At 41.6% G+C, this 23386-nt stretch carries 21 protein-coding genes; 19 read left to right on the forward strand and 2 right to left on the reverse strand.

Features of this window, described 5'->3' with window-relative positions:
• On the forward strand, window positions 1-1055 hold a 1055-nt coding region (locus HMPREF1504_RS09660), incomplete at its 5' end, for an autotransporter outer membrane beta-barrel domain-containing protein (protein WP_038125253.1).
• An 85-nt stretch (window positions 1056-1140) separates the two neighbouring features.
• On the opposite strand, the gene HMPREF1504_RS09665 is transcribed toward HMPREF1504_RS09660, so the two are convergent.
• Both HMPREF1504_RS09665 and HMPREF1504_RS10630 read right to left on the reverse strand, forming a co-directional pair.
• Window positions 1141-1416, reverse strand: a complete 276-nt coding sequence (locus HMPREF1504_RS09665; protein ID WP_038125254.1) for a helix-turn-helix domain-containing protein — start codon at window positions 1414-1416, stop codon at window positions 1141-1143.
• A complete protein-coding gene (locus tag HMPREF1504_RS10630; RefSeq protein WP_156919376.1) occupies window positions 1397-1540 on the reverse strand; it encodes a type II toxin-antitoxin system RelE/ParE family toxin in 144 nt (47 codons plus the stop codon). Before HMPREF1504_RS10630 ends, HMPREF1504_RS09665 begins: the two co-directional genes overlap by 20 nt.
• 193 nt (window positions 1541-1733) lie before the next feature.
• Here HMPREF1504_RS10630 and HMPREF1504_RS09670 point away from each other — a divergent pair, with 193 nt between their 5' ends.
• The 18 genes from HMPREF1504_RS09670 (at window position 1734) to HMPREF1504_RS09755 (ending at window position 23386) form a co-directional block, all read left to right on the forward strand.
• Complete coding sequence (locus HMPREF1504_RS09670) at window positions 1734-2096, forward strand: CGGC domain-containing protein (protein ID WP_005376431.1); 363 nt, start codon at window positions 1734-1736, stop codon at window positions 2094-2096.
• Between the two features lie 183 nt (window positions 2097-2279).
• Entirely contained in the window at window positions 2280-3413 is a 1134-nt protein-coding gene (locus HMPREF1504_RS09675) for a M48 family metallopeptidase (protein ID WP_038125255.1), read from the forward strand.
• A gap of 112 nt (window positions 3414-3525) precedes the next feature.
• Entirely contained in the window at window positions 3526-4590 is a 1065-nt protein-coding gene (locus tag HMPREF1504_RS09680; RefSeq protein ID WP_038125256.1) for an ABC transporter substrate-binding protein, read from the forward strand.
• Window positions 4591-4671: 81 nt separating this feature from the next.
• Window positions 4672-5622, forward strand: a complete 951-nt coding sequence (locus HMPREF1504_RS09685) for an ABC transporter substrate-binding protein (RefSeq protein WP_005380073.1) — start codon at window positions 4672-4674, stop codon at window positions 5620-5622.
• 548 nt (window positions 5623-6170) lie between these two features.
• Complete coding sequence (locus HMPREF1504_RS09690; RefSeq protein WP_005376405.1) at window positions 6171-6782, forward strand: MotA/TolQ/ExbB proton channel family protein; 612 nt, start codon at window positions 6171-6173, stop codon at window positions 6780-6782.
• The gene (locus HMPREF1504_RS09695; protein ID WP_005376414.1) at window positions 6779-7183 is read left to right on the forward strand and encodes a biopolymer transporter ExbD; all 405 of its coding nucleotides are present in this window, start codon (window positions 6779-6781) and stop codon (window positions 7181-7183) included. Before HMPREF1504_RS09690 ends, HMPREF1504_RS09695 begins: the two co-directional genes overlap by 4 nt.
• 4 nt (window positions 7184-7187) lie before the next feature.
• The gene (locus HMPREF1504_RS09700) at window positions 7188-7931 is read left to right on the forward strand and encodes a TonB family protein (RefSeq protein WP_005380058.1); all 744 of its coding nucleotides are present in this window, start codon (window positions 7188-7190) and stop codon (window positions 7929-7931) included.
• Window positions 7932-8059: 128 nt separating this feature from the next.
• A complete protein-coding gene (locus tag HMPREF1504_RS09705) occupies window positions 8060-10471 on the forward strand; it encodes a TonB-dependent siderophore receptor (protein WP_038125257.1) in 2412 nt (803 codons plus the stop codon).
• Complete coding sequence (locus HMPREF1504_RS09710) at window positions 10471-11493, forward strand: ABC transporter substrate-binding protein (RefSeq protein ID WP_038125258.1); 1023 nt, start codon at window positions 10471-10473, stop codon at window positions 11491-11493. Before HMPREF1504_RS09705 ends, HMPREF1504_RS09710 begins: the two co-directional genes overlap by 1 nt.
• Before the next feature lie 12 nt (window positions 11494-11505).
• Entirely contained in the window at window positions 11506-12552 is a 1047-nt protein-coding gene (locus tag HMPREF1504_RS09715; RefSeq protein WP_005380070.1) for an iron ABC transporter permease, read from the forward strand.
• Window positions 12552-13313, forward strand: a complete 762-nt coding sequence (locus HMPREF1504_RS09720; protein WP_005380044.1) for an ABC transporter ATP-binding protein — start codon at window positions 12552-12554, stop codon at window positions 13311-13313. The genes HMPREF1504_RS09715 and HMPREF1504_RS09720 overlap by 1 nt, the downstream gene beginning before the upstream one ends.
• 100 nt (window positions 13314-13413) lie before the next feature.
• Window positions 13414-15357: a TonB-dependent receptor gene (locus HMPREF1504_RS09725; protein WP_005380111.1), complete on the forward strand. Its 1944-nt coding sequence runs from the start codon at window positions 13414-13416 to the stop codon at window positions 15355-15357.
• 133 nt (window positions 15358-15490) lie between these two features.
• Window positions 15491-17476, forward strand: a complete 1986-nt coding sequence (locus HMPREF1504_RS09730; protein ID WP_005380077.1) for a TonB-dependent siderophore receptor — start codon at window positions 15491-15493, stop codon at window positions 17474-17476.
• A gap of 42 nt (window positions 17477-17518) precedes the next feature.
• Complete coding sequence (locus tag HMPREF1504_RS09735; RefSeq protein ID WP_038125259.1) at window positions 17519-18472, forward strand: ABC transporter substrate-binding protein; 954 nt, start codon at window positions 17519-17521, stop codon at window positions 18470-18472.
• A complete protein-coding gene (locus HMPREF1504_RS09740) occupies window positions 18465-19502 on the forward strand; it encodes an iron ABC transporter permease (protein ID WP_005380104.1) in 1038 nt (345 codons plus the stop codon). The genes HMPREF1504_RS09735 and HMPREF1504_RS09740 overlap by 8 nt, the downstream gene beginning before the upstream one ends.
• Window positions 19502-20347 (forward strand): ABC transporter ATP-binding protein, encoded by an 846-nt coding sequence (locus HMPREF1504_RS09745; RefSeq protein ID WP_005380117.1) that lies wholly within the window; start codon window positions 19502-19504, stop codon window positions 20345-20347. The genes HMPREF1504_RS09740 and HMPREF1504_RS09745 overlap by 1 nt, the downstream gene beginning before the upstream one ends.
• A 55-nt stretch (window positions 20348-20402) precedes the next feature.
• A complete protein-coding gene (locus HMPREF1504_RS09750) occupies window positions 20403-21332 on the forward strand; it encodes an ATP-binding protein (RefSeq protein WP_038125260.1) in 930 nt (309 codons plus the stop codon).
• A gap of 2 nt (window positions 21333-21334) precedes the next feature.
• Window positions 21335-23386, forward strand: coding sequence for a VWA domain-containing protein (locus tag HMPREF1504_RS09755; RefSeq protein ID WP_038125261.1), 2052 nt, complete (start codon window positions 21335-21337; stop codon window positions 23384-23386).

Here is a 23386-nt window from a genome sequence, read left to right on the forward strand (position 1 = left end):
CAGTAACCCCAGGCGGCACAGTAACCCCAGGTGGCACAGTAACCCCAGGCGGCACAGTAACACCAGGTGGCACAGTAACCCCAGGCGGCACAGTAACACCAGGCGGCACAGTAACACCAGGTGGCACAGGTGTTGTTGTGTTACCACAAACTAAGTCCTTTGTGGAAACACGTGCGGCTGTTGCTGGTTTTGTTAATAATGGTCAAGATACTATGCAAGCAGCTTTCACAAACAATAGTAATTCTGGTGAAGCAAGCCATATTGTGGCAGGTTTAGATTATGACCATATGCGTATGGAAACTGGTTCTTATGCTAAAGTTAATGGTACTCATGCAGTACTTGGATTTGTTAAAGATTATGGCAGAATAAGTTGGGGTCCATTCGTAGAAGCAGGTTGGGGTACTTATAGTACTCATCTTGATTCTGGTATCCGTGCTGATGGTCATGCTAAATACTACGGTTTGGGTGCATATGGTAAAACTAACTTTGATAAAGGCTTATATTTAGAAGGTAGCATCCGTGGTGGTCGTGCAAGCTATAATTACCGTAGCAATGATTTGGTTAATGTAGCTGGCCATACAGTAAATACTTCTTATGATGCACATAATGCATACTATGGTGCACATGTAGGATTTGGCAAGGTACAATCTTATCGCAATAATTATAAAGGTAATATGTATGCCAAAGTATTCTATAACCACCAAAATGGTGCTAGTGCAACTCTTAATGGCGTTGGCTTAGGCGAAACTTATAAATTCGATAGCGTTAATAGTTTACGTACACGCCTTGGATACCGTATGACTAGAGACTTAGCACATGGTAGCTCTTGGTATGCTGGCCTTGCTTATGAATATGAATTCTTGGGTGATGCTAATGCAACTGTAAAAGGTTTGAGCACGTTGACACCTTCCCTTGGTGGTGCTAGTGGTCTTGTAGAAACTGGATATACATACGGTACTGCTAATGATGCCTTTAGTGCTGGTATCAATCTTGAAGGTTGGTTCGGTAAAAAACGTGGTGCTACAGTAGGTGGTTCCGCACATTGGAAATTCTAATTTCACAAGATTTGATATAGTATTACAATATAATGCAATATAAATACGATAGCCCCTATCATACTAATTAAGATAGGGGCTATTATTATATAAAACTTATTTTCACTCTCTTATTTAATGCGAAAGCGATTTTGCTAAGTGTATCAATACTTGTATTATAACCACGTTCTATTCTAGCAATGGTAGACTGTGGGACACCAGAACGTTCTGCTAATTCACGTTGGCTTAGCCCTGCATTCTCACGTGCTCTTAATAGTGCAATTGCATTTTCTAATTTAGCATCTTCTTTTAAAAAGCCATTTTCAAAAGAAGGATTTTTCCGTTGCTCTGCTAAAAATTCATCAAATTTTATTGTTGGCATATTGCTCCTCCTCATATTCCTTTTTAATAACTTTAGCTCGCTGTATTTCTCGACTTGGTGTTTTCTGAGTTTTCTTTGTAAAACCATGTGTCACGATATATTTATTATGATTATGATAGCATATATTGGTTCAAACCGATAGCATATATTAGTTCAACTATAACTCTTTTCTTTTACATTTTGTAGCGCAATAATTTAATGAGCATAAGGGCACAAACTTTAATGATATATATTCTATATTTTCTGTATTCATAATTTTTATCAATTTGGTGTGATATAATATGCATAATATTATGTATGTTACCTAAGGAGGGTTTATGTCTAAGAAGATTGCAGTTCTTGTGAACGAAGACACGATGCAACGTTGTTCTTGCGGTGGTTGTCTTAAGGCATATATGAATAAAGTGGATTCTTTTGAGCGCTATGCAGATGAGGATACTGAGCTAGTTGGTTTTACCCATAGCGGTGGCGATTTGGAGAAGAAATTGGCTTCTTTCAAGAAAAATGGCGTTACTACTATTCATCTTTCAACGTGTACGCGTGGTAAGAATGACAATTATGAAAGCATAGCTCGCCAATGCGCAGCAGCTGGATTTGATGTTGTTGGGTATACTCATGGTGGCGCTGTATCTAAAGATGGTAAGGTGGCTATTGAGCTTGTTGGTGAATCCAATAATTAGGAATCTATTGCTTAAGATGATAAGGTGGCCATTGAACTCGCCGATGAATTGAATTATTAGAAATCTTTGTGTTCCTATGGCGCATTTATGTTGTGAGATAATGAGAGAATAGCACACGTTTATTTTGAGAGATAACGAGAGAATAGAACGCGTTTATTTTGAGAGACAATGAGAGGTTCAAATATGAATAAGAAAATTAAATCTTTGGTACTAGCCGCCGTGATGGGGCTTTCATTAACAACAGTTGCCGTAGTACCCACAACGGTAGAGGCTGCTTCTGCAGGGGCTGCGGAAACGTTAATTGGTGGTGCAGTGGCATATGCATATGTATCCACGGCTTTCAATAAAATGGATAATTCTAAGGAAGGCCAAGAACAAAGCTTAGCTCGCGCAAAGAAACAAACTGGCTATTTAGAGGATAGTGCGGCGCAAGCACGAGTGCAACGTATCATGAAGACCTTAGAGGCTTCGCCTAGCGTTAAGCGTTCGTATGTGGTGTACGCAAATCCTAGTGATGATTTCAATGCGTTCGCTACGGTTGGTCGCGTGATGTCTGTTAACAAGGGCGCTTTGGATCTATTAGATGATGATGAGCTCGCTTATGTTATGGCTCATGAAATTTCTCATGGCGAGCATAAGGACATTGTCAATGGTCTCAAGAAGCAAGTAGGTTTATCTACAGCGGTGAGCCTTGCTGCTGGCGGTGGCGGTAATGCGGCTATTTTGTCCAATATTGCTGGTAATTACATGGAGAACCAAGTATTCACGATGGGCCAAGAAAAGGCGGCTGACGAATTGGGCTTTAAGATCTTGAGCGAGTCTCCATATAATGTGGGGGCTGCCGCTGCATCTATGGCGGTGCTTCGTAATAAATATGGTGATTTGTACCGTGAAGGTTTGAACCAAGTATTTAGCCCTAACAATCATCCTAAGACGAGCAGCCGTGTAAAGGACAATATTGATCGCATGTATACGTATTCTGGCAATCACGTTACGGTCGATAATGGCGCGGTATTTGTGAATGGCGTGAATATCTATAGCCCTGCCAATAGCGGTCGCTATACGGGCGAAGAACGAGCTTATTTCATGGCTGGTAAATTGGCGCGCTTGTATCATAATGGTCAAATTCAGCTAGGTGGTGCATCTTATGATGGACCTACTGTGACCGTGGCAGGTCGTTCTATTGTCACAACTCCTAATGCTGATGTGGCCCTTATGGTAGCTACCAATTTGAATAATTCCTTTGTGAAAGCCGCAGGCCCTGCGAAAGGCAAACAAGCAGCAAAAACAAACAAGAAAAAAGCTAGTAAGAAATAATTAAACAAGATCTCATTTAAATAAGAATATAATACGATGGTGACATACTTTTGGTTGTAGTTTACAAAAGAAATCGTATGACTCGTAAGTGATATATGGAGAGAGACCGCTTATGAAGAAGATAAAATGGATTGTACTACCGTATATAGTAATGGGCATTTGTATTGCCATAGGTTTAGTTATTGGGATGGCGCCAGAGTTGTTAGGCGATGTTATACCGAGGCATGGCGTGATAGGTCGGATGTTAACGGCTGCGAATCACCGAAAGATTCAAGATAGTCAACATACAGAGATGGTCGTGCCGGATTATGTGCGCCGCGTCGTTACGTTGGGAACCGGAACGGTGGACTTGGTTGGGGCTGCTGGTGAGCCTTATGTTGTGGCCACCGATGGATCTCCGTATAGTTCTGGTACAGAGATAAAGGGGCGTGTGCAGCCTACGGTGGAGTCTATAAAAGCCTATGAATCGGATGTAGTTATCGCACCGGAAACGACGCCACCGGGATTAGTGGCATCGTTGCGTGCCGCCGGTATCCCTGTATTTATCTATACTCTGAAAGATAGTTTAAAGGATGTAACCCTTAATACGAAGCAAGTGGCTAAGCTATTTAACAGTACAAGTGCAGAATCTTCGATTAATAGTTCTGTTATGCATGTCAAAAAACAGGTGGAGACTCATAAAAATGATGTGAAACCGGTGATTGCTTTGTATAATCCCACGCATGGTGTGTATCGCTCTGGTGTACTTCGGGATATGATTGAAATGATTCATGGCGTTGATGGTGCAGGTAACTTGAAAATCAAAGATAGCGGTAAGGATCCTAATGTTCTATCTGATGTTTGGGACTATCGGGCGAGCTATCCTACTTTCAACATGCAAGAAAACATGGGCACAAAAGCGGATTTGATTCGCATCAATCCTGATGTTATTTTTGTGCCTACCATATATTCGGTCAAACAACCTGAGTATAAGCAGGATATAGATGCTATTATGCATGATCCGGACTTGCAGAATATAACAGCTGTGAAAAAGGGCTATGTGTATCCTATTAATGACATGCACATCATGAGCTATTCGTCGTGGATGTATTATGAAATGGAACAGATGTCGAAATGGTTGTATGGCGATTGGTCGTATAAGAATTATGTAAAATACCAAAGTATGCCAGCTAATTAACGATATAGGTCTTATATTGTTGCTGCTAGTTTACAGTGTATTGCATGATGAGATTTTTTTGAAAGCATAGGAGGATAGCTTATGCAATTACGTCGTTTGATGATTGTTTTGGCTATTTGTATTGTGGGGCTGGTGGTAGCAGCTTTTGGTATGTACCGTTCTTGGCAAAACTTTACAAGTGGGGGCCTATTCGGCATATTAAGCTCTCACGGGCACTATATGATGGTGGATGGAACCAGCACAACGGTTACATTAGATCATAAGGCAGAGCGTATCGTCGCCGTAGGGCCTAATGTGGCGGATTTGGTGAGCGAACTGGCCGGTGATTCCGTAGTGGCTACTACCGCAGCACCGTATCAAGTGACTAATACCGTTAAGCAACGGGTGGCGCCTGATGTGAATGCTATTGTGGCGTTAAAGCCGGATATTGTTATCATTGAAGATGGCGCTGAATCCATAGAACTCGTTAGTCCATTGCGAGAAAAGGGCGTTAAGGTAGCATTATTAAGAGAGCCTGCGACTGTGAAGGACGTAGAGGACCAGACGCGCAATGTAGGTAAATTACTAGGCCGTGAAAGCAAGGCGGACAGCCTCATAGCGACGATGATGAACTACATCCGCGATACAGAATCGCTTCGTTTTGCACACCGCGACGATCCAAAGCAGACCGTTGCTGTGTATAATGAAAACGGATTATATGGTAAACCGAAAACCTTGATCGCCGATATGCTCACCTATGTGGGCGTAGATAATGCAGCTGCTAAGAGCGGAGTGAAACAATCTAACTTTGGTACAAAGGCAGACCTTATCAAGGCCGACCCTGATATTATCATTGTACCGATGGACATACATGCACCGGATTATAATCGCGATGCAATCTATGCCAATTACTATAATGACCCTGTATTGGCAAATTTGAAAGCTATTAAAAACAAAAAGGTAGCCATCGTGTCTACGGATACCCTGTTGGCCAAGAGTTACCATATTGGACGAGGTATTTATACAATAGCTCAAGTGGTGTATGCAAGATAGTGTATTGATAGGCAAGATATTGTTTATGTATCATTATTTCGTAGCGAGAGGATGCACATACATAAGTTTTATTATGATGATATAACGGTGTCATAGGATAGTTTAAACGAATGGTTATGCAGGTATGAATAATATTCATAAAATTGTATAGAATTAATAAATATGTACTTGATAGAGGTGTTATGTTCAGCCTCTTAGTATGCTAAGAATTTAGATATTATCTGTATAGGCAGTCTATAGAAAACATTTCTATAGACTGCTTTGTTTATATGTATTGAGAGCAGATAAATAATTTTTAGCATGAGAATTATTAGTGTTTTTATATAATAGACAAATGTATGTATTCAATAGAGAAATTAGTAATTATAAAAATACATAGAGTAAAATAGCATACCTATACAGGGTATAGGTTTATTGTGCTACGTATTTGTTTATGAAATAATAAAATAACTTAGTGTTAATCGTAATATAACGATTAATACAGATTGCATTTGTGTTTTATACGTAGTAGAGTACAAATTTATAATTATAAGTTTGAGGAGGTTATTATGGAGTATGCAATTCATCTTTTTAATGCGGGTGGCGTAGTCATGTATCCGCTAGTTTTATTTATGTTGGCAGCATGTACGATTTTATTTGAGCGAATTCGTATGTATCGTCGCATTGACAGTGAAATTCAACAATTGTCGTCTAGTATTGAAGCAGGTCGTAATGCGAATGATTGGATTGCATTAGAACAAGCGATTAAGAATAATGATGATGCGCTTAGTCAATTTGTAACACCAATTGTAGATTCCGTATATAATTTTGAAGGCTTGGAAAATCGCCTTCACGATGTAGTAGGGTATATGGATGAACGTTTAAAACGCGGTCTTAACTGGCTCAGCATGATGGTTACTATGGCTCCATTGCTAGGTCTATTGGGTACTGTAGTGGGCATGATTCGATCCTTTGCTGCTGTTGGTGGTGATATCGGTGCTCCTACTGTTATTACTGGTGGTGTATCCGAAGCGTTGATTGCAACGGCAACAGGGCTTTCAGTAGCCATCGTAGCATTAGCTATCCATAGCTGGTGCACAAGTAAAGTAAATTATGATATTGCAAAATTGGAACAACGCTTAGGTTCTATCTTGGATTTATATATTAGGAGTCAACGATGAAACGTAGTTCAGTAGGGATACAAAAAGAACCTACCATCATGATTATACCTATGATCGATATTGTATTTTTCTTGCTCGTATTTTTCATGATGAGTACGTTATATATGAATACAGAGGAACAAATTCCGCTCAATTTGCCAAAGGCCTCTGCATCAACGGCAAAAACAATTGAGCCGATTACGATTTCGCTCACAGCTACTCATAAGATGTATTTGAACGAACGTGAAATTAGACCTGATGATTTGGGCAATGAAATTCAAGGCATCGTTGCGAAGGAACCACAACAGGCTTTTATCGTCCGTGCATCTGAAGATATTGCGTATAAGGATGTTATTAGCATTTTGGATAATCTAAAGATGAGTGGTGCTCGATTTGTCAGCGTAGCGACAGAACGGAAGTGATCATATGGTGAGTAAACGATATGGCATTCCTTTTATCGCTGCATTGGTGGTCAATTTAGCATACTGGGGTGTTGTAGGCGATTGGTTCGGCCATTTAAAACCACCAGAAACGCCAAAGAAAGATTTGGTCATCAATCTTGACATGGTGCAGCCGGAACCTCCTGAGCAGGAGAAGAAAGAGCAAGAGAAAATTGTCTCTGATGATAAAGAAAATGCTGCGGGCGGTAAGTCGGGTAGTGTATTACCGGATTTATCGGGAAAACCGACACCAGGCTTGCAAAATCTTAACCCTTATCTAGGTGGCAATGAAACGGCTAGTGTAAATCTACATGGGAATACAGATAATCCTGTAGGTGTTCCCGGCGATGGTGATACAACAGGCCCGGGTGGTGGCCCCGTTGGCAATGGTGGAATAGCAAATGACGGCCCTGGTACACAGGGCGGCAATCCTGGGACTAGTGATACGGAAGGTTCAGGGTCCTATAGCAGTGCTGGTTATATTGCACGTGTAGAAAGTAATAAAGTTATGCCACAACAAGCGGTACGACGTGGTATTACAGGGACTGTTTCTTTTGATGTTACCTTTGATAGTGATGGTAATTTTGTATCTGCTTCAAAGACGGGCAGTAGTGGTTCAAGTATTCTAGATGATGCGGCATATAGCCTTGTTTCTAGTTCTGGTGGTATTGAGAACACCACTGGACATTCTGTAACGATTGAGGTGAATGTTAGCTACAATCTGAATTAAGTAATATATGGCTAACATGTGTTAGCTCTCAAAATGTGTGAATGTATAATGGGTCAATAAATTGTAGCTATTAGTGTAGGCTACTGTTTATTAATATATGTATTTATTTGTGTGTATTTGGAGGCTTTATGAAAAAACGTCATCTTTTATCCACAGCAATTGCTGTCACATTAGCGCTAGGCACATATCAAGCGTATGCGTACGATGAAAATTTTAAAGGTTATGAGGTGCATAATATTAATGTTACTGCAGACTCTGCAAAGGATGAGTATGGTAATACCATTACAGAGCAATCCTATTATCGTACAGGCGGTGACGTAAAGGTTATTACCCGTGAGGAAATTGAAAAGCGTCATTACCGTGATGTAACAGAAGCGATTAAACGCGTACCAGGCGTTACATTCCAAAACCCTGGCTACCGTGGTGGCGAGTATGGATACCAATTCTATAACAATGGTGTGTCCATCAATGGTGATTCTCGAGTAGTAGTACTTGTCGATGGTCGTCGTATCGATAATATTACATCTGGCCGTTTGGGTGATAGCTCTGAAAGAGGGTCTAAGTCTACAGGCGTTAATATTGATGAAGTAACGAATATGGATGCCATTGATAAAATTGAGGTTGTCAAAGGCCCTGGTGCTTCTCAATATGGATCTGATGCGACAGGCGGTGTTATTAATATCATTACACGCCGTGGTAAAGGCGATTTCAATGGCTCTGTTGATTTAGCAACAGGCAGCTGGAATAAACACAGCTACAACTTAACAGTTCAAGGGACAGCTGGTAAAAATGCTTCTACTGGTTATTTTGTGACAGCTACGCGCACTATGTCTCAAGACACAAAATATAAAGACGGTGATACTGGTGAAGTAGCTACGCTTACTGGTTCTAAGTGGAAAGAAGAAGGCTTTAATGCTCGAATTGACCATGATTTTAATAAGAAGCAAAATTTGCAGTTCTCTGTAAACTATAAAAAAGGTTATGATGGATATCCTATTTCTACACCAAGCCGTAAATATTGGAACCAAGAAGATTGGCGTCGCATTATCTTTAATGCTGCTGTAGGTCAAGTTGATGCAAATCATCAATTAATAGCAAGTGCCCCTAAGCTATATGGAGACTCTAAAAATCCTGGATATCATAATCTATATGCTCTAGATGGTAATTATGGCTCCTATAGTAAGTTTAAAAACTTAGATACAGATTTGAAATATACCTTTGATCGCCAAGGTCAATTGGAAAGCTTTGTAAGATTGTATCGCTTAGATCATCGTTATGAAGGCCGCGATAAATACGCTTGGACGCGAGGTACAGCAGATGCTGCACGTGCCGCTTATGAAGCCGCCTTCCCAACAGGTACAACAGTTGAGCAATTTAATGCTTGGGTAGATGCTAATTTAGCTCCATTCCCAGATAATAAAGATGCACTCCGTCAATGGATTGCTGATACAGGTGGTATGGCTGGTAGCCCAACAAGTTGGTACAAAGAGATTAAGAATGGCGTAGAGGTTCAATGGACACGTCAATTAGATAAACACGATATCATTGCTAATATTGATTATAGCCGTTCTCAATTGAACACTAAGTCTTTGCGTAATGGGGTTCTAAAATCTTCTGATGTTCGTCGTAATACATTGTATGCATATTTGCAAGATAAGATTTACATTGGCAACAATGTAGAATTAACCCCAGCATTGCGCTATGTAAATTATGGTAGCTATCAAGGTTCTGGCAGTGGTGATTCCCAAGGTAAAGGTAGTATTAGCTCCTTAACACCTAGCTTACATGGTCAAATTAAATTTAATAAAAACACAAGCATGTATGCAGGTTGGACTCATATCATGAGACCATTAAAACAAGGTGATTATACATCTGTGGATGGTGTATTTAATACTCCATTGCAAGATGAAAAAGGTGATGCTTTCACATTCGGCGTACAACATAATTTTGGTAAAAATAATAATACCACAGTAGCTGTTCACTACGATTACACACATATGAAAAATGCTATTGCCACGCTGCCAATTTGGAATGCTACATCTGGTGACTTTGAAGAAACAGCAGTTAATGCGAAAGAAAATAAACAATCTTTCAATATTACTGTAGACCACAAATTAAACAAATATGTTACGATGAGTGCGTCCTATTCTCACATGAAGGACAAATGGCTATCTAAAGGTGGTTGGGTGCTTGATCCAAACTGGGGTTATAACAATAGTGATGATATCAACGTGGCTATCAATAGCTTACGTCCGCAAAATCATTACTCTTTGAATGTATCCTATGATAATAAAAAGCTCTACTCCGGATTGTTATTTAACTGGTACACCGGCAATAGTGATTATGCATTTACTCATAGACAATTCCTCATCGTTGACTGGAATCTAAATTATAATGTAACGAAGGATTTAACGGCGTACATCGTTGTTAATAACGTACTTAACCGCGCTTATGAAACTAGTTATAGTGCTTATAATGGTCGTGGTAGTGCGGCTATGCCAGCGCGTTCCTTTATGATTGGGGCGAAATATAAATTCTAATGATTAGATTTAGCGTATTAATACTATGTCTATTATTGTGCGTAGGCTGTGGCCCTCAGCAGGTAACTGTTGAACGGGGGCAGTCTACGCCTCCTCATATCGAATTGCAGCCGCCAGTGACAATTGAGTCCTATGTTCGTCGTGGAGAGCCTTTTGAAAGTACGTACACAGCGGTACCTGAGCGTGTTGTGGCGATGTGGCAGAATTCGATTGAAACCATCATTGCTCTTGGCGAAGGCGATAGAATTGTTGCGGGTATGGGAATACCAAATCGCAAGTATGTGCGTCCAGAATATCGCGAAGCGTATGATAAAATTCCGTACAAGGATATGCAATATTTTAACTTGGAATCTGTATTGATGATGAAACCAGATTTGCTCGTAGGCTGGCGCTCAACCTTTACGAATAAAGGATTGCGTCCTCCTGCATTTTGGAAACCGCGAAATGCTAATGTATATATTGCAGAATCCTCACTAGGTGCACAGTCTGCGCTAACTATGGATATGGAATATAAGTATATACGCGATTTGGGGCGTATTTTTCATCGTAATGTAGAGGCAGAACGACTCATCAGTGACATGCAACAATCGGTAAACTATACGGTTGCACAAACAGCGCATGAAAAACCGCCAAAGGCTTTGTTTGTTGAGTTGGAAGGTAAAAATTTCCGTTTATATGGTCATAAAACTTTAGCTGGTAATATTGGGGATACACTTCATGCAGATGTTATTGATACGGATACACCGTCCATTAGTATGGAGGATGTAGTAGAACAAAACCCAGATGTTATTTTCTTAATCGTATCGGATGGTGAATATAGCCAGGCGGATACGATTATGAACTATGTATTACAGCAACCTGCCTTGCAAGGTGTTAATGCGTTGCGCAACAAACGAGTTTATTTCTTGCCATTGCTGGCTGTATATAGTCCAGGTATTCGCTTATCCGATGGTATCGACATCGTATCACATGGGTTATACCCTAACCTCTATCCAGAAGGGGTACCAGATTTAATTCATTAATAAAGGAGCAGTATGCTAAAACGTATTGGATATACTGCTGGCGGATTTGTCCTCATAGGGGTGCTAGCAGTAGCCATTCTATGGGGACTTTCTGTTGGTACAGTACAGTTTTCACTTTCTCAAATTTTTAATATTGTAATGAATCAATTTTCAAGTCCATTAGCTATTGATGATCCTATGAATGGCCCAGAACAGACCATTATATGGCTACTTAGAATGCCTCGCTTGTTGATGGCTGCCATTATCGGAGCAGGCCTAGCCGTATCTGGGGTTATCATGCAAGCTATCGTCAAGAACCCCCTAGCGGACCCTTATATTTTGGGGATTTCCTCAGGTGCATCCCTCGGTGCTACGGTAGCCATTTTATTTGGCATAGGCGTGATGTTTGGGGAAAACTTCGTGGGCGTTATGGCCTTTATCGGGGCCATGGCGATTTCCTTTGGCGTATTGTTTATCTCTAATCTAGGGGGCCGACCAAATTCAGTGAAATTGATTTTAGGTGGCTTAGCATTAAGCGCCGTGTGTAGTTCCTTCTCTAGCTTTGTGGTCTATTTGGCAGACGACAAGGAAGGCATCCAAACGATTACGTATTGGTTGATGGGGAGTTTTGCAGGTGCTAAATGGGATATGTTGCCTTTTATTGCCGTTGTTGTTCTTGTAAGCATTATTTTCTTCTGGTCTCAAAGCCGAATCCTCAACATGATGCTTCTCGGTGATGAAGTAGCCATAACATTAGGTCGTGATTTACATACCTATCGCCAAGTCTATTTGATTATTAGCTCTCTTATCATCGGCTTTGTGGTGTACGCGGCAGGGATGATAGGTTTTGTAGGTCTTTTGATTCCTCATCTTGTGCGCATGACAATCGGTACTAATCACTGGACATTAATTCCATTTAGTGCGCTATGTGGTAGTATTTTCCTCGTTATCGCTGATGGCCTTTGTCGCTGCATCATTCCTCATGCAGAGTTACCAATCGGTATTCTCATTTCTCTCATCGGTGCACCAACCTTTGTGTATATGTTAGTGCGTAAGAATTATGGATTTGGAGGGGAATAATGAATATTCAAACAAATGATATCCAAGTCGCCTTTGGCTCAAAAGCTATTCTTCACGACATTTCACTAGATATACGAGACAAGGAGTTTGTGGGGATTATAGGCCCTAATGGCAGTGGTAAAAGTACATTTTTAAAATGCTTATACCGCGTGTTACAACCTAATGGTGGCAAGATTTTCTTTGACGGCACAGAACTGAGTGATTTGAGTCATCGTGATACGGCCTTAAAAATGGCCGTAGTAGCGCAGCATAGTACGGTGAACTTTGATTTCTCTGTTCTTGAGATGGTCCTCATGGGCCGTTCCCCTTATAAGGGCTTGCTCGACCGAGATCAAATTGACGACTATGAAATCGCACGTCATGCGTTGGCCCAAGTAGGTCTTAGTGATTTTGAAAGTCGCAATTTTAATACATTGTCGGGTGGTGAGCAGCAACGTGTTATCTTGGCTCGTGCGCTTGCTCAACGTACAGAATGTTTAGTGTTAGATGAACCTACGAACCACTTAGATATTAAGTATCAGCTTGAATTGATGACTATTGTCAAACGATTAGATGCGACAGTTGTGTCTGCCATTCATGATTTAAATTTGGCAGCTATTTATTGTGACCGCATTATTGCATTAAAAGATGGTCATATTGTATGTAGTGGCACACCTCAAGACGTTTTGTCGTCAGACACTATACGCCATATTTACGGTGTATCTGCCATGGTTCAGACCTTACCGGATGGACGATTGAACATTATATATAATATGGAATAATATACATATAGGGGGTATGGGTTATTGCATACCTCCTATATGTATGTAACAATTAAAAGGACTTGCAGTTATATAGTTAGTGGTTAGATAGAGGTATAGGATGATGAAAAAAGTTAATAAACGTGTGTATATAGCTACATTGATGACATTGCTTAGTATAGCCGTTAATGGTTATGCAGCGAATGTAACAACGAATAACAATGAAGAAGATATTACCATCAATGTTACCGCTAATCGCACAGCCCTCCTAGATTTGGACACACCTGTAGCGATGAATGTAATTACACCTGAGGATTTAAAAAATACTGGTGCTACCACTGCTTTTGATGCGGTGGCGACCGTACCAGGGGTAACAATAAATTCTTATGGTGCCGGCGGTGCCGATTTTGGTGGCATGGATAGCCGTACGAATATTCGAGGCCTTGACCGTGGTGCCCTTGTTCTTGTAAATGGCGTGCCTATGAACCTCAATGGCAAAGGTGGACTCGGCTCTATTCCTACGAGTGCCATAAAACGTATTGAAGTAGTGAAAGGAGCTGCTTCTACATTGTATGGTGCAGAGGCATTAGGTGGTGTTATTAACGTTATTACCAAGACTCCATCTACAGAGGGTGGCTCTGCTACGGTTGCCGTAGGTAATCGTGGGTCTAAACGTTTTGATGTGTCTTATGGTACAGATAAATTCATCGTTGGTATCGATAGAAAATACTGGGGCACGCAGGACCCATCCACACCGATTCGCTACGACTATGCAGGTACTAAACACTACGATTACTATAGTACTCGCAACAAGGGCAATTCGTTGGGGCTCTTTATGAGTGGTAAGCTTTCAGATAAGGTAACATTGAATTTTAATCGTGCTGAAAGTAAATCGTCCTTTGGTCTAATCAGTACGGAAACAAATCCGGTTAATCAAGCAAGACATTCTACGACGTATCATTATAAGGATGATCGCAATAATGCTTCCTTAATTTATAAGGACAAGGGTACTACAGGAACCTTGTTCTATAATGACCGTACGATGCGTGGTACGAGCCGGGTGCACAATACGTCCCAAGCTAAGGCAACTGAAACAAGCTATCGCGCACGTCAATATGGATTTGATGTACAGCATGAATGGGATTTTAGAGATGGTAAGGACTATTTAATCGCAGGTGTTACAGGTAAACAAGAAATCTATCATGCAACGGCTGTTCCTGTGTACATTCATCCTAAACGCAATAGTTATGCTGTGTATGGTAGTTATTCTTATGAAATTAACCCTAAATGGACATCCATTTTGGGCTTGCGTTACACCGTAATCGATGATCCAATTAAAGATCAGCATGTATTGACTCCTCAATTCCAATTATTGCACTCCATCAATAAACAATCCTCTATGTATGTGAACGTAGGGAAGGCTTTCACAATGCCTAGTTTGAGCGATACATTCCGCAGCGTTAGACGCCAGTATACAGCGGTAAGCAGTAAAAACCTCAAACCAGAAGAAGGGTGGAACTATGAAATCGGATACAAGCGCATCAACAAAAAGGATGATTGGAAGGTTGATGTGTTCTATATGGATTTCAAAAACTTCTTCCAATGGCAACCGGATGCAAATGGTCGACCTTTGGTGCGAGTAAATGGAGGGAAATTCCGCAACGTGGGCATCGAAGCCGAATATGGTAGACGTTTATCCGACCGCCTCAAATGGAACGTGAGCGGATCTTACTCTAATCCAAGACAAAAGGAATTGAATGAAAATTACTGGAAACAAGCGGCCCCTAAATTGCAATTCACTACAGGCATTCGCTATGAAAGCCCAACCTGGGAAGCAGGCACATCCTTTAGCTTTGTTACAAAACGGTTGCGCAATCGAGATGGTGGCTTAAACCCTAATATTGCCCTTTGGAACGCTTATGTGGGCTATCATTTCAATAAGGATGCAACACTTCGTCTAGATGCACGCAATTTGTTAGACCGTCACAACGTTATTACCAATGGGGATTATGAATACTGGGGTGACCCATTCACATATGAATTGAGTTATACACAAAAGTTCTAATATTTATTTGTAGAGATTTATATAAAATCCAGTACTAATAGGGGGTATGGGTTTTGTGTAGCCCTTTTAAATGTGTAATAATACAATTATGTAGTTTTTATGAATAATTAGTGTGTATTACGAGGGATTTGTTATGAACAATCTTAAGAAACGACGGACTTCTGTACTTATAGGATTGGCTTTGATGGGATTATCTGTGCATGCATATGCAGCGGATGTAACGGCTACCACAGATACTCCTACTACGGTAGCATCTACTGAAGCAAATGGCGCATCTGAAAGTCATGTCATTAATGTAACAGCTAATCGGATGGTATTGTTAAACCTAGATACGCCGGCAGCGATGGATGTTATTACGGACAAAGATATCATGAATAGCGGTGCTAAAAATGCCTTTGATGCGGTGAACATGGTGCCTGGTATTACATCTTTCTCCTATGGTGCATCTGGCCTTGAATATGGTGCAATGGATAGTCGGGTCAATATTCGTGGATTAGAACGAGGTTCACTCATTCTCGTCAATGGCGTACCGATGAACCTTAATGGTAAGGGTGGTCTTAGCTCTATTCCAACAGGTTCTATCGCCCGTATCGAAGTGTTGAAAGGCGCTGCTTCTGCTTTATATGGTTCTGATGCGATGAGCGGCGTTGTTAATGTCATTACTAAAACACCTACTAAAGAAGGTGGCTCTGCTACTATTGGGGTAGGCAATATGGGTAGTCAAACCTATAAAATCAACTACGGCACGCCGCGTTTCTTAATTGGTATAGAACGGGGATTCTTTGGTAAACAAGATCCGTCTACACCAGTTCGTACAGATTCCGTGGATCACCCTCGTGGGTATGAATACTATACAGCACGGGATAAGGGGAATTCCATAGGTATATTTATGAGCGGCAAATTGAGCGACAAGGTAACATTGAACTTTAGCCGCTTTGAAGGTAAGTCGGCCTATGCTCAGTTGAGTACTGAAAGCAATGCGACGAATCGCAATCGCCACTCTACAACATATGCATATGATGATTCTAAGAACAATGCGTCCTTGATTTATAAGGATGGAAATACGACGGGCACACTCTTCTATAATGATCGAGATTTGAAGGGAAAAAATCGTAAACATAGTCTTCCATCCTATACATCTAATGATAGTAACTATATTGCTCGCCAATATGGTTTTGATGTGCAACACGAATGGGATTTCCGAGGTGGAAAGGACTATTTAATTGCCGGTGTATTGGGTAAACGTGAAACGTACCGCACTACATCAGGTCCCGTCTATGCAAATCCTCATCGTCATAGCTTAGCTCTTTATGGTAGTTATTCCTATCAAATCAATCCAAAATGGACTACTATTCTAGGCTTACGTTATACGGATATTAAGGACCCTGTGAAGAATCAACATGTGTTGACACCACAGTTCCAATTGAATCACCGTATTAATAAAGAATCTTCTGTATATATGAATGTAGGCAAAGCTTTCACCATGCCTAATCTAAGCGATACATTTAAAACAGTAAACCGACAATATCAATCGGTTAGCGGTCGTAATTTAAAACCTGAAGAAGGTTGGAACTATGAATTGGGTTACAAGCACATTACCAATAAAGATAGTTGGAAGGTGGCTGCATTCTATATGGATTTCAAGAATTTCTTCTCTTGGAAACCAGATAGCAATGGTAAAATGACGATTCGCGTTAATGGTGGCCGTTTTAGAAATGTTGGCGTTGAGGCGCAATATGGCCGTAAATTAACAGATCGCTTGAAAGTAACTGTGGGTGCAGCGTATTCGAATCCAAAACAAATGGAAATCGATAAAGATTATTGGAAACAAGCTAATCCAAAATTACAATTTACAGGGGGCATTCATTACAATAGTTCCACTTGGACAGCTGGATCTAGTATAAACTTTGTAACAAAACGGATGAAGAACCGCGATGGCGGCATCAATCCAAATCTTGTAGCGTGGAATGCGTATGTAGGGTATCAGTTCAATGAAAACTCTTCTATACGACTCGATGCGCGTAACTTGTTGAATCGTCACAATGTTATTTCCAACGGGGATTGGGAATACTGGGATGAGCCATTCAACTATCAGCTTAGCTACACTCAAAAATTCTAGATTACTATAAGTCTGTATTAGAACTATACAAGGAGTATCATCATGAACAAGAGCATTGTGTATCTTATATGTCTGATGGTACTCCTTTTTGTAGGTGTAACCGGATGTGGGCCACAAGATGAAACGCGGACTTTTCCAAATACCCGTTATGTTGAAAGTTATGATAGTGTTAGTGTAGCTGTGCCAGAGAATCCGAAACGTATTTTAGCATTATCCTCTGCGTCGGATACGATTTTATTAGGCCTTGTAGAACCAGACCGCTTGGTAGGTATTAATACATTATCTACCTATGAAGAGTATTCTTTAGAGGCGAAGCGTGCTAAGCTGGTTAAACCTGCTATGAGTTCTTATCCATTAGAAAAAATCATTGCCTTGGAGCCAGATCTTGTCATAGCACCTGATTATACGAGCGCAGACGTCATTGCAGGTTTACGCCACATGGGTATACCTACTGTTGTAGTGCCAACCGGTACTACGGTAGAATCTGTCATTAAGAATGTGACGGACATAGCTCATATTGTAGGGGAAGATGAAAAGGGGCAATTTTACGAGCAGAAAATCCGTCGTGAACTAGAAAAGATGAAACGGCTTGGTACATCTATTCCATTGAATCAACGCAAAAGCGTACTCTTCGTATCATCCATGGATGGGTACACCGGAACAGGCAGTCTGTTTGATGATATGTGCAAGTATATGAGCATCTACAATGCACCTGATCTTCTTGGTTTACCGCCACGGACTCCTTTTGGAGATGAGCGTGTATTGGCTATGGATCCAGATTATATTTTTATTCCATCCTATAAAGGCATGGATAAGAATTTAGCTAGTCGGTATCTTGATAATCCAGCCTTTCAAAACCTGCCTGCTATAAAAGAACATCGCGTTAAGCCTTTACCGGCTGCGTACTTATATACTATGAATCAGCATATTGGTGAAGCTATGCTTGCTATTATGCATACTGTGTATCCTCAGTTAGAAAGGAATCCTCATGACTAAACAGAAACAAAAAATCATGGCAATTGCCATAATTGGGGGATTGCTATGTATTGTAAGCCTATTGGCGCTACATGTAGGAACGATTATGATTCCTATCGGTGGTGGCATACAAAGTATTTTAAATGGTATGGGGATACCGGTTCATTTTACAGCTCCGATTACAGCTGAACAGGAGGCGGTATTGTGGTTTATCCGTATGCCACGTCTCATCATTGGTCTCCTTGTAGGTGGTGCATTAGCCTTGGCTGGTGCCGTTATGCAAGGCGTTTTCTCCAACCCATTAGCGGATCCTGGCATTATGGGTGTATCCGCAGGGGCATCCCTTGGCGCAGTGATCGCCATTGCTCTTGGCGTAACATCTCTTGGTATGTTTTATATGCCTGCCTTTGCCTTTGTTGGCGCCTTTGTATCCGTTGGCATTACTATTATTTTAACCTTGCGTAATAATAAGCTCGATACGACGACCTTATTGCTCGCTGGTGTAGCTGTGAGCATGTTACTCGGTGCTTTTACATCGGGTATTTTGACGATGATTAACGAATACCGGTTGCGTGAATTCTTATTCTGGATGGTTGGTGGCCTTGATTTCCGTCGTTGGGATCATGTGGCACTAGCTGTAGGGCCTATCGTGACAGGCAGCGTTATTTTGATGATGCTCGGTCGTCATCTTAATGTACTCGTTCTCGGTGACACAGAGGCACGGGCATTGGGCTTACCTGTTATGGTGTACCGTATGCTATTCTTATTCCTTGCATCCGTTGTTACCGCTACTGCTGTATGTGTCAGTGGTTCTATTGGCTTTGTAGGCCTTGTGGTTCCTCACATTGTCCGCCTCTTAGTAGGACCGGATCATCGCATATTACTGCCTATGGCAGCTGTTGGAGGGGCATTATTCCTCGTATTCTGTGATACATTGGGCCGAGTTATAGCACAACCTATAGAAATTCGTGTTGGTATCATGACAGCTCTCTTAGGGGCACCATATTTCTTATATTTACTACATCGTTTGCGCAGCAAAGGAGGGGCCTAATGAAACTAGATGTTCAATCCTTATCTGTCACATTAGGGGAAACAGCTATTCTAAAGGATGCGTCCTTCTCTATTGATAGCGGTGAATTTGTCGGCATTATTGGCCCTAATGGATCTGGTAAAACGACGTTGTTAAAAACTTTACGTGGCCTCTATCCTGCATCTGGTGGTCAGGTTTTATGGGATGGTAAAAGCATTGCCTCCATGAGCGATAAGGATATCGCTCATCATGTGGCATATATGCAGCAATCTGTAAATGTTTCCTTTGATTATGAAGCCATTGATATTGTGATGACAGCGCGTTACCCTTATTTGAAATGGTGGCAACAAGAGGGACCAGAGGATAAAGCTATCGTAGAAAAGGCCATGAAAGAGGTGGGCGTATATCACCTGAGACATCGCTCCGTACAAAACCTTAGCGGTGGTGAGCGACAGCGGGTATTTTTAGCCAAGGCACTGGCACAACAAACAGAGGTGCTATTACTAGATGAACCGACGGCGGCTCTTGATTTAGTGTACGCTGACGATATCTTTCACGAAGGTCGTAGATTATGTGACGAAGGCAAAACGATTCTAATCGTCGTCCATGATTTAGAATTGGCTGCCAAATATTGTACTAAGCTCGTCTTGGTTAGTGATGGTCATATAGTTGATGTAGGAACGCCTCGTGAAGTGCTGACTGCAGAGAATCTACGAAACGCATTCCATCTATCGGCAGCGGTCTACGATGATCCATACTTTAAACAACAACGTATCTTTGTATTCCCTAAGGGAACTACAAATATTGATGATTTTAAACAAACAGGTGGTAGTACAGACATGTCTATCGATCCTGCGTTGAAATAAAATTTTTTATCATGAGTTGAGATAAGATGTTTCTATCCTAAATGAGGTTAGGCTTATGTTATATCCATTTACTGCTATTGTGGGCCAAGATGAAATGAAATTAGCCCTGTTACTTAATGCCATAAATCCATCTGTCGGTGGTGTGTTAATCGAGGGGGAAAAGGGCACTGCCAAATCTACGGCTGTCCGTGCTTTGGCGAACCTATTACCCCCTATGGAGACAGGGGCTACGGCCATGACCGTTGTGGAACTTCCTATTAATGCTACAGAGGACCGTGTTGTAGGGTCTATCAATTTAGAAAAAGCACTACAGGACGGTGTGAAAGCTTTTGAGCCAGGCATTTTGCATGCAGCACATCAAAACATTCTCTATGTAGATGAGGTTAATCTATTAGATGACCATATTGTAGATATTTTACTTGATGTAGCAGCTATGGGTGTCAATACGGTAGAGCGTGAAGGGGTGAGCCACTCTCATCCATCTCGCTTTATCCTCGTAGGAACAATGAATCCCGAAGAGGGTGACCTTAGACCTCAGCTGCTAGATCGTTTCGGTTTATCCGTCATGGTCTATGGTGAGCATGATCCAGCACAACGGATGGAGGTTATCAAGCGTCGTCTTGCCTTTGGCGACGACCCGGTAAGTTTCGTAGCGTCTTATGCGGAATCGGAACGAGCATTACACGAACGCTTATTACAAGCTCGTGAATTATTGCCAAGCATCATTCCCACCGATGAGGTATTGTTGAAAATTGCAAGCATTAGTATTGGTGTTGGCGTTGATGGTCATCGTCCAGATATTACGATGATGCACACCGCTCGTGCACACGCAGCCTTTCACGGTCACCATCAAATCACAGAGAGCGACCTCAAGATAGCAGCACGATTAGCATTGAAGCATCGTTTACGTCGTTTGCCATTTGAGGAGCAAGGTCACGATGAAGACCGCATTGATACAGTGGTAACGGCTGTGCTTGAGGACTAGCTATGGAAACATCTGTACAAGAGGCCCTCAAAATAGGCCTTGTAAACAATCAGATTCATACTCTCGTTATTTCTGGTGGTACTGGTGTGGGTAAAAGTTATATTCTTCGCCAGTGCCTCGAAGCATGGCATATTCCCTATCGTTTGATACCTGTGTATGTAGAAAATTCACAATTACAAGAGACTATCGATTTTGAAGCATCCCTAGAGCAGGGCCAGATGATTATGTCCGCAGGTCTTTTAGATGACACTAGCACTCGATGTTGGGTTGTCGATGATGGGCACGTTCTGGCACCTGAGGTTCGTCATGCCTTATTAGTAGAGGCGAAGCGACGTCAAATACTGCTCATCATGACTATCAATCATGAAGATAGAACACTAGATGATGCGGAGTGGGAACTCGTTGATGTGCATGTATCTATGGCTGCACCAACACTAGAATCTCGTATAGCTGTGTTGCAACAAAATCGAGAAGAAATTCTATGTGGTGATGCATCTATAGCAGGGGATAATCAATCAGACTTGGACGATGCCTTATGTGAGGGGGAAACTAGCTCAATAGATGTTATTTCAGCTGAAGATATGTTATCTCTCATAGCTACTAAACGAGTTCAGAATATTGCTGTTTCGGATGCTATGCTTTCACTAGCCATATCCTATGCACTACAAGCACGCACCGTAGGGCATGGTGCAGAATACGTATTGCTGCAAGTTATGAAATCTCTTGCAGTTCTTGATGGCAGCTCGTACTGCAAGCCAATCCATGCAGACCGAGCCGCTTTATATGTTTTGCCCCATCGTATGAAGCGAGATGAAGCATCAGAATCTCAATCATCACAAGGGGATAATGGAAGCAGTACAAACGACCAAAATCAGTTGCAGAAGAATACTGAAATAGCAGAGGACTCTGATGTAGATAACTCGAGTAATTCGGGTGGAGAAGATTCTAATGGTGATGAATCTAATCCCAATGAATCAGATAATTCCAATAATGATATCAGTGATACCGAAGATGGAGCGTCTAATCAAGATGTATTCGGCAACGCTAATCAAGAAGAAACTAGCGGCACTAATGACGCTAACCCTAAGGAATCTGATAGTTCTGATTCAAGAAACACTGATGCTGATGTATCTAACGGGCTATCTTCTGTATCCTTGCCTGATACTGTTGCCTGTATAGCTAACCAGATGTTTCATTGGAAATTACAGTCTTATAAGACGGTAGACCGCCAGTATCGTAAGGGTTCTGGTCGTCGCCTCATGACTAAGACAAAGGACACTCGAGGGCGCATGATTCGAGCCTATCAAGATGAACATGCTCTTGAGGACTTGGCCTTAGTCGATACATTGCGAGCGGCAGCACCCTACCAACGGTTGCGAGCTGCTGTTAAGGTGGAACAAGAAACACAATCTACGCAGTCTCTGCCATTAGGACAACAAGAAGCTAAGGGATTATCTATAGTGATAAAACCACAGGACTATCGCCGTAAAGCTCGAGAAAAACGTATTGGCGCATACCAGCTCTTTGTGGTGGATGCGAGCGGTTCTATGGCGGCGCGTCATCGCATGGAGGCCACGAAATCCGCCATTTTGAGCCTCTTGAGGGATTCCTATATCCATCGTGATTCAGTAGGACTCATTGCCTTTCGCAAGGAATCGGCAGAGGTGTTATTGCCGTTCACGCGTAGCGTAGAGCGGGCAGAGCGACTATTAGACTCTATGCCTACAGGTGGTAAAACGCCATTAGCTCACGGTTTACGCATGGCCTACACCATGTGCGATAGATTGTTGCGTGCCCATCGGGCAGAACGCATTCAGATTATATGTATCACCGATGGACGTGCTACGTCGGGGGACTTAGAGGATCCCGTAGCAGAGACTAAACAATGGGCTCGCATCCTTGGGACCTTGCCTGTAGATTGCATCGTTATCGACACGGAAACGGGCTTTATCAAGCTAGGCCTTGCTAAAGAATTATGTAAATTAATGAATGGCAGTTATTACGCCATGGATACTATTACGGCGGATGGTATATTACGAGTATCGCGGAGGTAG

It is taken from the genome of Veillonella sp. ICM51a (genome assembly GCF_000524355.1).
Classification (GTDB): Bacteria; Bacillota; Negativicutes; order Veillonellales; family Veillonellaceae; genus Veillonella; species Veillonella atypica.

Excerpts from the sequence above, each read along its gene's own strand:
- HMPREF1504_RS09720 (WP_005380044.1), top strand. The coding sequence starts at position 12,552 with ATGAATATTCAAACAAATGATATCCAAGTCGCCTTTGGCTCAAAAGCT.
- HMPREF1504_RS09710 (WP_038125258.1), top strand. The coding sequence starts at position 10,471 with ATGATTAGATTTAGCGTATTAATACTATGTCTATTATTGTGCGTAGGC.
- HMPREF1504_RS09705 (WP_038125257.1), top strand. The coding sequence starts at position 8,060 with ATGAAAAAACGTCATCTTTTATCCACAGCAATTGCTGTCACATTAGCG.
- HMPREF1504_RS09690 (WP_005376405.1), top strand. The coding sequence starts at position 6,171 with ATGGAGTATGCAATTCATCTTTTTAATGCGGGTGGCGTAGTCATGTAT.
- HMPREF1504_RS09730 (WP_005380077.1), top strand. The coding sequence starts at position 15,491 with ATGAACAATCTTAAGAAACGACGGACTTCTGTACTTATAGGATTGGCT.
- HMPREF1504_RS09700 (WP_005380058.1), top strand. The coding sequence starts at position 7,188 with ATGGTGAGTAAACGATATGGCATTCCTTTTATCGCTGCATTGGTGGTC.
- HMPREF1504_RS09745 (WP_005380117.1), top strand. The coding sequence starts at position 19,502 with ATGAAACTAGATGTTCAATCCTTATCTGTCACATTAGGGGAAACAGCT.
- HMPREF1504_RS09695 (WP_005376414.1), top strand. The coding sequence starts at position 6,779 with ATGAAACGTAGTTCAGTAGGGATACAAAAAGAACCTACCATCATGATT.
- HMPREF1504_RS09680 (WP_038125256.1), top strand. The coding sequence starts at position 3,526 with ATGAAGAAGATAAAATGGATTGTACTACCGTATATAGTAATGGGCATT.
- HMPREF1504_RS09675 (WP_038125255.1), top strand. The coding sequence starts at position 2,280 with ATGAATAAGAAAATTAAATCTTTGGTACTAGCCGCCGTGATGGGGCTT.
- HMPREF1504_RS09725 (WP_005380111.1), top strand. The coding sequence starts at position 13,414 with ATGATGAAAAAAGTTAATAAACGTGTGTATATAGCTACATTGATGACA.
- HMPREF1504_RS09665 (WP_038125254.1), bottom strand. The coding sequence starts at position 1,416 with ATGCCAACAATAAAATTTGATGAATTTTTAGCAGAGCAACGGAAAAAT.
- HMPREF1504_RS09670 (WP_005376431.1), top strand. The coding sequence starts at position 1,734 with ATGTCTAAGAAGATTGCAGTTCTTGTGAACGAAGACACGATGCAACGT.
- HMPREF1504_RS09735 (WP_038125259.1), top strand. The coding sequence starts at position 17,519 with ATGAACAAGAGCATTGTGTATCTTATATGTCTGATGGTACTCCTTTTT.
- HMPREF1504_RS09685 (WP_005380073.1), top strand. The coding sequence starts at position 4,672 with ATGCAATTACGTCGTTTGATGATTGTTTTGGCTATTTGTATTGTGGGG.
- HMPREF1504_RS09740 (WP_005380104.1), top strand. The coding sequence starts at position 18,465 with ATGACTAAACAGAAACAAAAAATCATGGCAATTGCCATAATTGGGGGA.
- HMPREF1504_RS09750 (WP_038125260.1), top strand. The coding sequence starts at position 20,403 with ATGTTATATCCATTTACTGCTATTGTGGGCCAAGATGAAATGAAATTA.
- HMPREF1504_RS09715 (WP_005380070.1), top strand. The coding sequence starts at position 11,506 with ATGCTAAAACGTATTGGATATACTGCTGGCGGATTTGTCCTCATAGGG.
- HMPREF1504_RS09755 (WP_038125261.1), top strand. The coding sequence starts at position 21,335 with ATGGAAACATCTGTACAAGAGGCCCTCAAAATAGGCCTTGTAAACAAT.